Below are 14,610 nucleotides of genomic sequence, written 5' to 3' on the forward strand. Positions count from 1 at the left end.
ACATAACGAACGAATTCATAGCCCCTTCAAGAGCTTATCCACGAACTCCGGCACCACTTCGCTCGCCAGCCCGTAATGCTTCTCTTCGAACTCGCTTCCGACCTGGCTCGGCTCCAGATTCAGCTCCACCGTGTGCGCGCCGTGCAGCCGTGCTTCGTGTACAAACCCCGCCGCAGGATAGACGTGCCCCGACGTGCCAATGGCGATAAACACGTCCGCCATCGCCAGCGCGCTGTAGATCTCGTCCATGCCGAGCGGCATTTCACCGAACCACACCACGTGCGGGCGCAGGCGTGACGGGAACTGGCAGCAGTGGCAGCGGTCGTCCGGCTGCACATCGTCGGTCCAGTCCAGCACCTGACCGCTCCACGCGCAGCGCACCTTTAACAGCTCGCCGTGCATGTGAATGATATTGCGGTTTCCGGCGCGTTCGTGCAGATTGTCGATGTTCTGGGTGACCAGCAGGAAACGATCTCCCAGCGCCTCTTCCAGCCTCGCCAGCGCCAGATGCGCCGCATTGGGCGCAACTTCGGCCTGCTGAAGCTGGCGACGACGCGCGTTGTAAAATTCCTGCACGAGATCCGGGTCCCGGGCGAAGCCTTCCGGCGTCGCCACATCTTCGACCCGATGCTCCTCCCACAGCCCGTCAGCCGCACGAAACGTGCGAATGCCGGACTCGGCGGAGATCCCCGCCCCGGTCAGTACCACCACTCTGGGTTTATCCATCGCTTCTGGCATCATCCTGTCTCTGAAAAAGATCCGCTGGCGCAAGCGCTCACGCAGACGGCGTTTATTTTTACGAAAACGGCTGAGTCGACCTAACCGACGCGACAGCATAGTGACCTCGTAGACTAATCGGTGAGATGAAGGAAGGCGGCTCCGCGCATTCCTCCTGCATCCCCGTGTCGCGCACGTTCAATACGCGGCACGCGGGCGACCGGCAATAAATGTCGGGGCAAACGCCCGGACAGCTGTTCCGTAATCGCAGTAAAGTTTGATAACCCGCCCCCAATCACCAGAAGATCCGGGTCGACAATGGTCAGGATATTCCCCAGACACACCGCCAGCAAATCCAGGTAACGCTCAACGTGCTCGCGCGCCTGCTTATCGCCCTGCTCCCACAGGGTAATGATCTGCGGGGCCTCAAGTTTCTGATGATAGAAGTGTTCATATAGCCACGCAAACCCGCGGCCAGAGAGATAGTTTTCGATGCAGCCGTGCTGACCGCAGCCGCAGCGCGTCAGGGGAAAATCACGCCCCACCACGTCCAGGGCATCCACTGGCAGACGGATGTGACCAAACTCCCCGGTGATGTAGCTGCGTCCGGTAACGGGCTTGCCGTTGACCACAATGCCGCCGCCGACGCCCGTGCCGAGGATCAGCCCCATCACCAGCGGATACTGGCGGAACTCGTCGTCCCAGGCTTCGGAAAGGGCAAAGCAGTTGGCATCGTTGTCTAAACGCACGTCGCGTTCAAGAAGTCGGGACAGGTCGGCACGCAGCGGTTTGCCGCTGGCGGCAGGCACGTTGGCGGCGTACAGGGTGCCGTCGTCGGTTTCGGGCATCCCGGGGATGCCGATCCCCACCGTGCCTTTCACGCCAAAGCGCGCGTCGGCTTGCGCCACCAGCGCCGCAATGGCGGTTAAGAATTCGTCGTAGCTTTCGCGCGGGGTGGGAACGCGGGTTTCCCACTGTAGTTTGAGGTTTTCATCAAATACGCCCAGCGCAATTTTGGTGCCGCCAATATCAAATCCATAATACATAACGCATTCCTCTTTCTGATTTGGCGGCCCGAAAGCCGCTAAATCATGACGTAATTACTGGCCACTTAATACCCTCGCCGGATCAATTCGGCTAGCGCGACGCGCCGGATACCAGCTTGCCAGCAGACTCAGTAAAAGTGCTGTAACCAGCACGTAAACAACGTCCAGCCAGTGCAGTTCAGACGGCAGGAAGTCGATAAAATAGATATCACCGGACAGGAACTGGTGACCAATAAGCTTTTCAATCACGTTGATAATCGGCGTCAGCTGCAAAGAAACCACCACGCCTATCACCACGCCGCACAGGCTGCCGAACAGCCCGGCCAGTAATCCATACCAGACGAAGATGGCGCGAATAAGACCGTCTTTCGCCCCGAGGGTGCGCAGCACAGCGATGTCGCCGCTCTTGTCTTTCACCGCCATCACCAGGGTAGAGACGATGTTAAAGCAGGCCACGCCGATCACCAGCACCATCGCCAGATACATAATGGCGCGGATCATCTGGATGTCGCGATACATATAGCCGTACGTGCCGATCCAGCTCTTGATGTAGACATAGCTGTTGGTCACGCCGCCCGCATCGCGCACCAGCTTGTTGGCGTTAAAGACGTCGTTCACCTTGATGGCAATGCCCGTCACGCTGTCGCCCATGTCCAGATACTGACGCGCATCTTCCATCGGCACCATCGCAAAGCTGTGGTCGAGCTGGCCGCTCAGCTGAAGAATACCCGTCACGTGCAGGCGCACGCGCTTCGGCTGCTGTAATTTGTGATCGGCGCTGGCGTTCGGGATCATGATCGACACCCAGTCGCCCTGCTTCACCTTCAGCGCGTCGGCCACGCCTTTACCGATGATGATCTGCTGCTCGCCGGGCTTAAAGCTGTCCCACGCGCCGTTCTGCACGTACTTCGGCAGGGCGCTCAGGCGCGCTTCCTGCTGCGGGTTGACCCCTTTCACCTGAATGGCGCGCAGGTTCACCCCGCTCTCCACCAGCCCGGTAAAGTTGATGTAAGGCGCGGCGGCCACGATGCCTGGCACTTTTTCAACCTTGTTAAGCGCGTCGCTCCAGTTCGTCCACGGCTGGTTCACCGGCTCGATTTCGCCGTGCGGCACCACCGCCAGAATACGGTTGTTCAACTCGCGCTCGAAGCCGTTCATGGCGCTTAAGCCTACGATCAGTACCGCCACGCCCAGGGCGATCCCCACGGTGGAAATGACCGAGATCAGCGATACCATACCGCCGCGACGGCGGCCGCGGCTAAAGCGTAATCCGATGAGTAACGATAACGGTGAATCCATTACTCCGCTCCCATCAGCGTCAGTTCGGCGTTCAGATGACCGTCACGCATTTCAAGCTGACGCCCCATGCGTTTCGCCAGTTTCAGATCGTGCGTCACCACCAGAAATGCGGTGCCCTGCGACGCGTTAAGCTCGCCCAGAAGCTCGAAAATGCTGTCGGCGTTGCGCGCGTCGAGGTTACCGGTCGGTTCATCCGCCAGCACCAGACGCGGGTTATTGACCAGCGCACGGGCAATCGCCACGCGCTGACGCTCGCCGCCGGAAAGTTCAGACGGACGGTGATTCCCGCGGTGCCCCAGCCCCACGGCGTTGAGCATCGCGCTGGCGCGGGCGTTAATTTCAGCCGGTTTCTTTTTGCCAATCAGCAGCGGCATCGCCACGTTTTCCAGCGCCGTGAAGTCCGGCAGCAGGTGGTGGAACTGATAGATAAAGCCCAGCTCGCGGTTACGCAGCTCGGCCTTCGCCGCGGAGGACATTTTGCTCATTGGCTGTCCGGAGAAGATCACGTCCCCTTCCGTTGGCGTATCCAGCCCGCCCAGCAGGTGCAGCAAGGTGCTTTTCCCGGAGCCGGAGCTGCCGAGGATTGCCATCATTTCGCCTTCGCCCACGCTAAAACTCACATTGTGCAGCACGTCGGTCTGCACATTGCCTTCCTGATAGCGTTTGGACAGGTTGTCGCATTGCAACAGGATCTTATTCATAACGTAAAGCCTCAGCGGGTTGAGTGGCGGCAGCGCGCCATGAAGGATAAAGCGTAGAGAGCAGCGCAATGGCCATCGCAGCCAGCGCAATGCTAATGACCTGCAGCGGCTCAATGGCGACCGGCAGCGCCGCGCCATCAAGCAGGGCGCCGATAATTGGCATTAAATTGTTCAGCTGGCTGGCAAGCAGCGCCCCCAGCACGGCGCCCAGCAGCGCACCGATAATCCCGGCGCTGGCCCCCTGAACCATAAACACCGCCATGATCTGGCGCGGCGTCAGCCCCTGGGTCTGGAGAATGGCGACCTCGCCCTGCTTTTCCATCACCATCAGCCCAAGGGAGGTAATGATGTTAAAGGCGGCAACGGCGACGATCAGGCTGAGCAGCAGCCCCATCATGTTCTTTTCCATGCGCACGGCCTGGAACAGTTCGCCCTTACGGTCGCGCCAGTCCTGCCATTTAGTGCCTTCCGGCAGCGTTTGCTGGCTGAGGGTGTCGACCTTCAGCGGCTCGTTAAGCCACAGACGCCAGCCGGTGATATTGCCCGCCGGGTAGCGCATCAGGCGCGAGGCGTCCTGAATGTTCACCAGCATCTGGTAGCCATCCACTTCGCTGTTGGCGGCAAAGGTGCCAATCACGTTGAACAGACGCTGGCTTGGCAGGCGGCCCATTGGCGTAAACTGGCTGGCAGACGGCACCATCACGCGCAGCTGATCGCCACGGTTGACGCCAAGCTGCCCGGCAAGCTGCTCGCCGAGGATCACGTTGTATTGCCCGGGAGCCAGATCGCTCTGTTTGACGTTGACCAGATACGGGGTCAGCGGATCGTTCTGCGCCGGGTCAATCCCCAGCATCACGCCCACCGCCACGCTGCGGGCGCTTTGCAGCACCACATCACCCGTGGTTAACGGCGCAACGCGTGTGACACCCTGTAACTTCGCCGCGCTTTCCGGCAGCTGTTGCGGGTTAACGGAACCGTTGGACGAGGAGAGAACGGCCTGCGGCATCAGCCCCAGAATATTGTTTTGCAGCTCGCGCTCGAAGCCATTCATTACGGAAAGAACCGTCACCAGCGCCATCACGCCAAGCGTAATGCCAATAGTGGAAAGCCAGGAGACAAAGCGACCGAAGCGGTCCGCGGCGCGCCCACGCATGTAACGTAAGCCTATGAAGAGTGCGACAGGTTGGTACATGAAATCCGTCTGTTTGCTGATAGCAGACCCACGAGTATATAAGCGAATCCGCTAAGCGTAAATGACTGAAACCGTAAGCTTTGGTAATCATTTTTCCGAAAAATTCAGATAAATCATGATGCTACTCTCTGAACTTCCCCAGCGAGGCCTCCACCTTTTCTGAAAATCGTCCTGATACAGACTCTTACCGATTACATCCCCCGCCCCATCGCGCAGGATTATGCGTTCGTTTATGGCAAAACAGGTATCGTTTCCCGATGAAACAAAAAGCATTATGGATTAATCAGATAAAAGGGTTGTGCATCTGCCTGGTGGTGATTTACCACTCGGTGATCACCTTTTATCCGCACCTCAGCGGGCTTCAGCACCCGCTGTCTGGCCTCCTCGCCAAATGCTGGGTCTACTTTAATCTCTACCTCGCGCCGTTCCGGATGCCGGTGTTTTTCTTTATCTCGGGCTATTTGATCCGCCGCTACATTGATGAAGTGGACTGGCGCACCAGCGTCGACAAACGGATCTGGAGCATCGTGTGGGTGCTGGCGCTGTGGGGCGTTCTGCAATGGCAGGCGCTGAGCCACCTGAACGACTGGCTGGCGCCCGACCGTGAGGTCGCGACCTCCTCGAACGCGGCGTATGCCGATTCGATCCCGCACTTTATTCTGGGGATGCTCACCGCCAGCACCAGCCTGTGGTATCTGTACGCGCTGGTGGTGTACTTCACCCTGTGCAAACTGCTAAGCCGCTGGAAGCTCCCCGTACTGGTGCTGCTGGCGCTGGCGAGCGTTGCCATCAACTTCCTGCCGCTGCCGTGGTGGGGTATGAACAGCGTGGTGCGCAACGTGATTTACTACAGCCTCGGCGCCTGGTACGGCGCACAGCTGATGGAATGGATGAAAGGAATGGCGCTGCGCCGCTACTGGCTGGCGATTGCCGCCTTTGGCGCGGTCTCGGTAATGCTGTGGTTTGCCAACGTTCCGCTGCTGCTCTCCCTGCTGTCGATTCTGCTGATCATGAAGCTCTTCTACAGCATTGAGCAGCGCTACACCGTGCGACCCAGCAATCTGCTGAATGTTATTGGCTCAAATACCATCGCCATTTACACCACCCACCGCATTCTCATTGAGGCATTTAGCCTGTTCCTGATCGGCGAAATGAATGCCGCGTACTGGCCGGTCTGGGCGGAGCTGACCCTGATCCTCGTCTACCCGTTTGCCAGCCTGCTGCTCTGCACGCTGTTCGGGCTTGGCGTGCGCAAGATCTCCACCGCGCTGTTCGGCGACGTTTTCTTCACCCCGCCTGCCCGTCTTCCTCTGACCCAGGCTGCACGCTAATCTCAGGCTCGCCCTTCCCGGGGCGAGTTTACTCCCCGTGCGGTTCCGGTTTGCTTATACAAAACGATCGAGGATAATAAAGACATTGCGTATCAGTGATATGCCCCAATACTGGGTATACCTATAAGAGACTCTGACATAGCCATGCCTGAACAATACCGTTATTCCTTGCCCAACAAAGCGGGCGACCAACGCCAGCTGGGTGAACTCACGGGCGCGGCGTGCGCCACGCTGGTGGCCGAAATCGCAGAGCGACACCCTGGCCCGGTGGTGCTGGTAACCCAGGATATGCAAAACGCCCTACGCCTGCACGACGAGGTTCGCCAGTTTACCGACAGCCTGGTGTTCAGCCTGGCCGACTGGGAAACGCTCCCCTACGACAGCTTCTCGCCGCATCAGGAGATCATCTCCTCGCGCCTCTCTACCCTGTACCAGCTGCCGTCCATGCAGCGCGGCGTATTGATTGTTCCGGTCAATACGTTAATGCAGCGCGTCTGCCCGCACAGCTACCTGCACGGACACGCGCTGGTGATGAAAAAAGGGCAGCGGTTATCCCGCGATGCCCTGCGCGCCCAGCTTGACAGCGCCGGCTATCGCCACGTGGATCAGGTCATGGAGCACGGCGAATACGCCACCCGCGGCGCCCTGCTCGATCTCTATCCGATGGGCAGCCACCAGCCTTACCGCCTGGACTTCTTCGATGATGAAATCGACAGCCTGCGCGTGTTCGATGCCGATACCCAGCGCACGCTGGAAGAGGTTGAATCCATCAACCTGCTGCCCGCCCATGAGTTCCCGACGGACAAAACCGCCATTGAGCTGTTCCGCAGCCAGTGGCGCGACCGGTTCGACGTGAAGCGCGACGCCGAGCATATCTACCAGCAGGTCAGCAAAGGGACGCTGCCGACGGGGATCGAGTACTGGCAGCCGCTGTTCTTTAACGAGCCGCTGCCCGCGCTGTTCAGCTACTTCCCGGCGAACACCCTGATTGTGAATACTGGGGACATCGACGCCAGCGCCAGCCGCTTTGAAAGCGAAACCCGCGCGCGCTTTGAGAACCGCGGCGTGGATCCGATGCGCCCGCTGCTACCGCCTGAGCAGCTGTGGCTGCGCACCGACGAGCTAAACAGCGAGCTCAAGCGCTGGCCGCGCGTGCAGCTCAAAACCGATACCCTGGCCGATAAGGCCGCCAACACCAACCTTGCTTTCCAGAAGCTGCCCGACCTGTCCGTACAGGCGCAGCAAAAAACGCCGCTGGATAACCTGCGCAAGTTCCTGGAATCCTTCACCGGGCCGGTGATTTTCTCCGTGGAAAGCGAAGGCCGCCGCGAGGCCTTAGGCGAGCTGCTCGGCCGTATTAAGGTGGCGCCAAAACGCATTTTGCGCCTGAGCGAAGCCAGCGGAAACGGTCGCTACCTGATGATTGGAGCGGCCGAACACGGCTTTATCGATACCCTTAACCATCTGGCGCTGATCTGCGAAAGCGACCTGCTCGGCGAGCGCGTGGCGCGCCGTCGTCAGGACAGCCGTCGCACCATCAACCCGGATACGCTGATCCGCAACCTGGCCGAACTGCACCCCGGGCAGCCGATCGTTCACCTGGAGCACGGCGTCGGGCGCTATCAGGGAATGACGACCCTGGAGGCGGGCGGCATCAAGGGCGAATACCTGATCCTGACCTACGCCAACGACGCCAAACTTTACGTGCCGGTGTCGTCGCTGCATCTGATCAGCCGCTACGCCGGGGGTGCCGAAGAGAACGCGCCGCTGCACAAGCTGGGCAGCGACGCCTGGTCGCGCGCGCGGCAGAAAGCGGCGGAAAAAGTGCGCGACGTCGCCGCCGAGCTGCTGGATATCTACGCCCAGCGCGCGGCGAAAACGGGCTACGCGTTCAAGCATGATAAAGAGCAGTACCAGCTGTTCTGCGACAGCTTCCCGTTTGAAACCACCCCGGATCAGGCCCAGGCCATCAACGCGGTATTGAGCGACATGTGCCAGCCGCTGGCGATGGACAGGCTGGTGTGCGGTGACGTTGGCTTCGGTAAAACCGAAGTGGCGATGCGCGCCGCGTTTCTCGCGGTGGAGAACAACAAGCAGGTGGCGGTACTGGTGCCGACCACCCTTCTCGCCCAGCAGCACTACGACAACTTCCGCGACCGCTTCGCCAACTGGCCGGTGCGCGTTGAGATGCTCTCGCGTTTTCGCAGCGCCAAAGAGCAGACGCAAATTCTGGAGCAGGCCAGCGAGGGCAAGATCGATATTCTGATCGGCACGCACAAGCTGCTGCAAAGCGACGTGAAGTGGAAAGATCTGGGGCTGCTGATTGTCGATGAGGAGCACCGCTTCGGGGTGCGCCATAAAGAGCGCATCAAAGCGATGCGTTCCGATGTCGATATCCTGACCTTAACCGCCACGCCAATTCCGCGCACCCTGAACATGGCGATGAGCGGAATGCGCGACCTGTCGATCATCGCCACGCCGCCGGCGCGCCGTCTGGCGGTGAAAACCTTCGTGCGCGAGTACGACAACCTGGTGGTGCGCGAGGCCATCCTGCGCGAAGTGCTGCGCGGCGGGCAGGTTTACTATCTCTATAACGACGTCGAAAACATCCAGAAGGCGGCGGACAGGCTGGCGGAGCTGGTGCCGGAAGCGCGGATCGCCATCGGCCACGGGCAGATGCGCGAGCGCGAGCTGGAGCGGGTGATGAATGATTTCCACCACCAGCGCTTCAACGTGCTGGTGTGTACCACCATCATAGAAACCGGGATCGACATTCCAACGGCGAACACCATCATCATTGAGCGCGCGGACCACTTCGGCCTGGCGCAGCTGCACCAGCTTCGCGGGCGCGTCGGGCGTTCACACCACCAGGCCTACGCCTGGCTGCTGACGCCGCATCCGAAGGCGATGACCACCGACGCGCAAAAGCGTCTGGAGGCGATTGCTTCGCTGGAAGATCTCGGCGCGGGCTTTGCGCTGGCGACGCACGATCTCGAGATCCGCGGCGCCGGGGAGCTGCTCGGTGAAGACCAGAGCGGCTCGATGGAGACCATCGGCTTCTCGCTGTACATGGAGCTGCTGGAAAACGCCGTGGATGCGCTGAAGGCCGGGCGCGAGCCGTCTCTTGAGGATTTAACCAGCCAGCAGACCGAGGTGGAGCTGCGGATGCCGTCCCTGCTGCCGGACGATTTTATTCCGGACGTGAATACGCGCCTGTCGTTCTACAAGCGCATTGCCAGCGCGAAAAACGAAAACGAGCTGGAGGAGATCAAGGTGGAGCTGATTGACCGCTTTGGCCTGCTGCCGGACGCGGCGCGCAACCTGCTCGATATCGCCCGGCTGCGCCAGCAGGCGCAGAAGCTGGGGATCCGCAAGCTGGAAGGCAATGAAAAAGGCGGCATGATTGAGTTCGCCGAGAAGAACCACGTTAACCCGATGTGGCTGATTGGCCTGCTGCAAAAGCAGCCTCAGCACTTCCGCCTGGACGGGCCGACGCGCCTGAAGTTCACCCAGGAGCTGACCGAGCGCAAAACGCGCATGGACTGGGTGCGTAACTTTATGCGCCAGCTGGAAGAAAACGCGGTCGCGTAACCTGCCCCTCCCCGGCGGCGGCGGCTGCCGGGGACAATTTACAAACTCTTTGCAAACCCCCTGGATTTCCCGACACATCCATTAGCCATAATTATCATTAACTCTTTGAATAACAATAACCTTATCATTTATATGGATTATAGTGATGATGACCTCTTCGCGTTTTACCCGCTGGATAACCCTGTTTGCCCTCGCGGCAGCGGTGGCCATCGCGCTTCCGGCGCGGGCTAATACCTGGCCTCTCCCCCCTTCTGGCAGCCGCCTGGTGGGGGAAAACCGCTTTCACGTTGTGGAAAATAACGGGGGGTCGCTGGAAGCGATCGCCAAAAAATATAACGTCGGTTTCCTGGCGCTCCTGCAGGCCAACCCCGGGGTAGATCCTTACGTTCCCCGTGCGGGCAGCGTGTTGACGATTCCGCTGCAAACCCTGCTGCCGGATGCGCCGCGGGAAGGGATTGTGATTAACCTCGCCGAGCTGCGCCTTTACTACTACCCGCCGGGCAAAAACGAAGTAACCGTCTACCCGATCGGCATCGGCCAGCTGGGGGGCGATACGCTGACGCCGACGATGGTCACGACCGTGTCGGACAAGCGCGCCAACCCGACCTGGACGCCAACGGCCAATATTCGCGCGCGCTACAAAGCGCAGGGTATTGAGCTGCCGGCGGTGGTGCCCGCAGGGCCGGATAACCCGATGGGGCATCACGCGATCCGCCTTGCCGCCTACGGTGGCGTGTATTTACTGCACGGAACCAACGCCGATTTTGGTATCGGGATGCGCGTCAGCTCAGGCTGTATTCGCCTGCGCGATGACGACATCAAAACGCTGTACAGCGTGATTACCCCGGGCACCAAAGTGAACATCATCAATACGCCGATCAAGGCGTCCGTAGAGCCGGGCGGCATACGCCTGGTGGAAATTCACCAGCCGCTGTCGAAGAACATTGGCGACGATCCGCAGACGTTGCCGATTAACCTGAACGCGGAGATGGTGAGCTTTAAAACGAACGTGGGTACGGATGGGCTGGTGATGGAGCGGGCCATGGAGGCGCGGTCGGGAATGCCGATTGACGTCACCCGCCATCAGGACGTGGCGCAGCAGACGCTGTAGCGCCGCACAAAAGAAAACGCCCCGCAGCGATGCGGGGCGTTTTTTATTGCAGTGGCATACATAAATGAGGGTTTATGCAGGGCTTATTTGTAGATGACCGCAGTCCCGTGGAGGGTGTTAGGACCGGTCACAGAGGTGATGCGGAAAGATTTCGCGCCCATCTCGTCAGCTTTTTGCGCCAGCTGGTCTTCCAGTGAGCCCAGGTTGGTGCCAGCGGTTGCAGAGATAGTACCGACCTTATGCTGGTCAGCCGGAGTGGATTGCACTTCAACAGCAGCGAAGCTTGCGAAAGAGAGTGAGCTCAGTACAGCGGCAGCGATCAGGGTTTTTACGTTTTTCATGATTTTTACCTTTAGGCAGATGAATTAGGGGTCGTTAGTCATTTACTTAACGATCGATAGGTAAATCATAAGTGTGATCCAGGTCACGCGTCAACCTAATTTTATAACGGTCGTTAAATTATTTTTATTTCCCTTAAATTTCATACCCATATGAATAATTTATTTTTGCGCAATCAGCGCTGGTCGTGGCTCACTATAATTTTTATAATGATCGTTCAACAAACCAACTGAGGACCAACGGCAAATGACAACCGATGTCACGAGTTGCGCAAAGAAAAGCCGTGGCCGACCAAAAGTGTTCGACAGGGAAGCGGCGCTCGATAAGGCCATGACGCTCTTCTGGCAGCACGGGTACGAAGCCACCTCGCTCTCCGATTTAGTGGAGGCGACAGGGGCAAAAGCACCTACGCTGTACGCAGAGTTCACCAACAAAGAGGGGCTGTTCAGAGCGGTGCTGGACAGATACATCTCGCGCTTCGCGGCGAAGCACGAAGCCCAGCTTTTCTGTGAAGAAAAAACGGTGGAGCAGGCGCTGGAGGACTATTTCACCGCCGTCGCCACCTGCTTTACCAGCAAAGACACCCCGGCGGGCTGTTTTATGATTAACACCTCCGCCACCCTCGCGGCCTCGTCGAAAGAGATCGCCAACACTGTCAAATCGCGTCATGCGATGCAGGAAGAGACGCTTTGCGCCTTTCTGACCGAGCGCCAGCGCCGCGGCGAGCTGCCTGCCGGGTGCCATCCGCAGGCGCTGTCGCAATACCTGAGCTGCATCCTGCAGGGGATGTCGATCAGCGCCCGCGAAGGGGCGAGCCTGGAAAAACTGCAGGGCATCACGCACACCACGCTGCGCCTGTGGCCTGAACTGCTGAAACTCTGATCCCCAGGGGCGGTGCGCCGCCCCTTATGCTTTTCTCCCCCTCTTCTAAATGCTCGTTAACCCCCTCAAATTTATGAGGTTGATAATGAGATTTATTATCTTCATTATTCGCATTTAATTTTTTTAGCTTTTTACCAGCCTGCCAATAAAAAGAGCCAACGCTCAATAAGGAATGATGATGAAGAAGAGCCTCTGGGTGCTCAACCCTGTGCTGCTCGCGATCGCGATGCCGCTTTATGCCGAACAAACCAATGAAGAAAACCTCGTTGTCAGCGCTAACCGCAGCCATCGCACCGTGGCGGAAATGGCGCAAACCACCTGGATTATTGAAGGCCAGGAGATCGAACAGCAGGTTCAGGGCGGCAAAGAGTTCAAGGACATTCTCGGACAGCTCATTCCGGGGATGGACGTCAGCAGCCAGGGGCGAACCAACTATGGGATGAACATGCGCGGGCGCGCGATCGTGGTGTTGATTGACGGGGTGCGCCTGAACTCCTCGCGCACCGACAGCCGCCAGCTTGACGCCATTGACCCGTTTAACATCGAACACATCGAAGTCATTTCCGGCTCGACGGCGCTCTACGGCGGCGGCAGTACCGGCGGCCTGATCAACATCGTGACCAAAAAGGGCCAGCCCGAAACCCAGGTTGACCTGGAGCTGGGCGGCAAAACCGGCTTTAACAACAGTGACGATCGCGACGAGCGCGTGGCGACCGCGGTCAGCGGCGGGAACGAACATGCCTCCGGCCGCCTTTCCGTGGCCTATCAGCGCTTCGGCGGCTGGTACGACGGCAACGGCGACGCCCTCACCTTCGACAATACCCAGACGGGCCTGCAGCATTCCGACCGCCTGGACGTGATGGGCACCGGCACCATTGAGATCGACGACACGCGCCAGCTGCAGGTCGTGACCCAGTATTACAAAAGCCAGGGCGACGACGATTACGGGCTGTATCTCGATAAAAACATGAGCGCGGTCACTGGCAGCGGCACCGCCCGCACCCGCAGCGGGTTCAGCTCTGACCGTATTCCCGGCACCGAACGCCACCTCATCAGCCTGCAATATTCCGATTCGGACTTCTGGGGACAGGAGCTGGTCGGGCAAATTTACTATCGCGACGAATCCCTGCGCTTCTACCCGTTCCCGACGGTGGATAAAAACAAAAACGTCACCAGCTTTGCCGCCTCCGAGCAGAACACCGATCAGTACGGCGCCAAGCTGACGCTTAACAGCTCGCCGCTGGACGGCTGGCAGGTAACCTGGGGCCTGGATGCCGACCACGAAACCTTCGACTCTAACCAGATGTTCTTCGACCTGGCGAACTCGGTGCCGTCCGGCGGGATGAATAACCACGCCATCTACAGCACCGGGCGCTATCCGGGCTACAGCATCACCAACGTCGCGCCGTTCCTGCAAAACAGCTACGACATCAACGACGTCTTCACCCTGAGCGGCGGCGTTCGCTACCAGTGGACTGAAAACCGCGTGGATGACTTTGTGGGCTATGCCCAGCAGCAGGCCATCGCCAACGGTAAAGCCACCTCGGCGGATGCGATCCCGGGCGGCAAAACGGATTATGACAACGTGCTGTTCAACGCCGGGATCCTCGCGCACATTACCGAGCGTCAGCAGATGTGGTTCAACTTCTCGCAGGGCGTCGAGCTGCCGGATCCGGGCAAGTATTACGGCAACGGCTCTTACCGCGCCGCCGATTCGCAGGGCCATCTGGCGCTGATCAAAAGCGTCAACCCGAACGATGCGAAGCTGGAAGGGATCAAGGTAGATTCTTACGAGCTGGGCTGGCGCTACACCGGCAACAGCCTGCGCACCCAGATTGCGGCCTACTACTCGATGTCGGATAAGTCTATCGACATCAACCGCAGCGACATGACCATCGACGTGAACCCGCAGGAGCGCCGCATTTACGGCGTGGAAGGCGCGGTGGATTACTTTATCCCTGAAAGCGACTGGAGCCTCGGGGGGAACGTTAACGTCCTGAAATCGGAAATTAAGACCAACGGCTCGTGGGAGAAATGGGACGTAACGCAGGCCTCGCCGTCTAAAGCCACCGCTTACGTGGGCTGGGCGCCGGAGCCGTGGTCGCTGCGCGTCCAGACGCAGCAAACCTTCGATCTAAGCGACGCGGCGGGCAACAGGATTGACGGCTACAACACGGTGGATTTCCTCAGCAGCTATCAGCTGCCGCTGGGCAAGCTGTCGTTTAGCATCGAGAACCTGCTGGATAAACAGTACACCACCGTCTGGGGCCAGCGCGCGCCGCTGCTCTACAGCCCAACCTACGGCAACGCCGCGCTGTATGAGTACAAGGGGCGCGGGCGTACTTTCGGCCTGAACTACGCGCTGACATTCTAAGCGCAAAAAAAAGCTCCTCAGCCTGAG

11 protein-coding genes are annotated in these 14,610 nt (G+C 59.2%); 5 read left to right on the top strand and 6 right to left on the bottom strand.

What is annotated here, in order from left to right; all coding sequences use genetic code 11:
* Positions 1-15 precede the first annotated feature (15 nt).
* The 5 genes from cobB to lolC are packed head-to-tail and all read right to left on the bottom strand — an operon-like array spanning position 16 to position 4,955.
* Positions 16-837, bottom strand: coding sequence for a Sir2 family NAD+-dependent deacetylase (gene cobB, locus AB6V08_RS03020; RefSeq protein WP_368541248.1), 822 nt, complete (start codon positions 835-837; stop codon positions 16-18).
* Between the two features lie 14 nt (positions 838-851).
* Positions 852-1,763 carry an N-acetylglucosamine kinase gene (nagK, locus tag AB6V08_RS03025; RefSeq protein WP_368541249.1) on the bottom strand — a complete coding sequence of 304 codons (912 nt, stop codon included), beginning with the start codon at positions 1,761-1,763 and terminating at the stop codon, positions 852-854.
* A gap of 54 nt (positions 1,764-1,817) precedes the next feature.
* On the bottom strand, positions 1,818-3,062 hold the full coding sequence (gene lolE / locus AB6V08_RS03030; RefSeq protein ID WP_368541250.1) for a lipoprotein-releasing ABC transporter permease subunit LolE: 1,245 nt from the start codon (positions 3,060-3,062) through the stop codon (positions 1,818-1,820).
* Positions 3,062-3,763, bottom strand: coding sequence for a lipoprotein-releasing ABC transporter ATP-binding protein LolD (gene lolD, locus AB6V08_RS03035; protein ID WP_368541251.1), 702 nt, complete (start codon positions 3,761-3,763; stop codon positions 3,062-3,064). The genes lolE and lolD overlap by 1 nt, the downstream gene beginning before the upstream one ends.
* Positions 3,756-4,955: a lipoprotein-releasing ABC transporter permease subunit LolC gene (lolC, locus tag AB6V08_RS03040; RefSeq protein ID WP_368541252.1), complete on the bottom strand. Its 1,200-nt coding sequence runs from the start codon at positions 4,953-4,955 to the stop codon at positions 3,756-3,758. Before lolC ends, lolD begins: the two co-directional genes overlap by 8 nt.
* A 257-nt stretch (positions 4,956-5,212) precedes the next feature.
* Here lolC and AB6V08_RS03045 point away from each other — a divergent pair, with 257 nt between their 5' ends.
* The 3 genes from AB6V08_RS03045 (at position 5,213) to ldtC (ending at position 10,988) form a co-directional block, all read left to right on the top strand.
* Positions 5,213-6,286 (top strand): acyltransferase family protein, encoded by a 1,074-nt coding sequence (locus AB6V08_RS03045; protein WP_368541254.1) that lies wholly within the window; start codon positions 5,213-5,215, stop codon positions 6,284-6,286.
* Positions 6,287-6,430: 144 nt separating this feature from the next.
* Positions 6,431-9,877, top strand: coding sequence for a transcription-repair coupling factor (gene mfd, locus AB6V08_RS03050; protein ID WP_368541255.1), 3,447 nt, complete (start codon positions 6,431-6,433; stop codon positions 9,875-9,877).
* Between the two features lie 145 nt (positions 9,878-10,022).
* Positions 10,023-10,988, top strand: a complete 966-nt coding sequence (ldtC, locus tag AB6V08_RS03055; protein ID WP_368541256.1) for a L,D-transpeptidase LdtC — start codon at positions 10,023-10,025, stop codon at positions 10,986-10,988.
* Positions 10,989-11,071: 83 nt separating this feature from the next.
* Here ldtC and bhsA read toward each other — a convergent pair whose 3' ends face one another.
* Complete coding sequence (bhsA, locus tag AB6V08_RS03060; RefSeq protein ID WP_368541257.1) at positions 11,072-11,329, bottom strand: multiple stress resistance protein BhsA; 258 nt, start codon at positions 11,327-11,329, stop codon at positions 11,072-11,074.
* 244 nt (positions 11,330-11,573) lie between these two features.
* On the opposite strand from bhsA, the gene AB6V08_RS03065 reads away from it, so the two are divergent.
* A complete protein-coding gene (locus AB6V08_RS03065) occupies positions 11,574-12,209 on the top strand; it encodes a TetR/AcrR family transcriptional regulator (protein WP_368541258.1) in 636 nt (211 codons plus the stop codon).
* 178 nt (positions 12,210-12,387) lie between these two features.
* Positions 12,388-14,583, top strand: a complete 2,196-nt coding sequence (locus tag AB6V08_RS03070; RefSeq protein WP_368541259.1) for a TonB-dependent siderophore receptor — start codon at positions 12,388-12,390, stop codon at positions 14,581-14,583.
* Positions 14,584-14,610: the final 27 nt, after the last annotated feature.

The sequence above is a fragment of the Enterobacter soli genome (genome assembly GCF_964208575.1).
Lineage (GTDB): Bacteria > Pseudomonadota > Gammaproteobacteria > Enterobacterales > Enterobacteriaceae > Enterobacter > Enterobacter soli_A.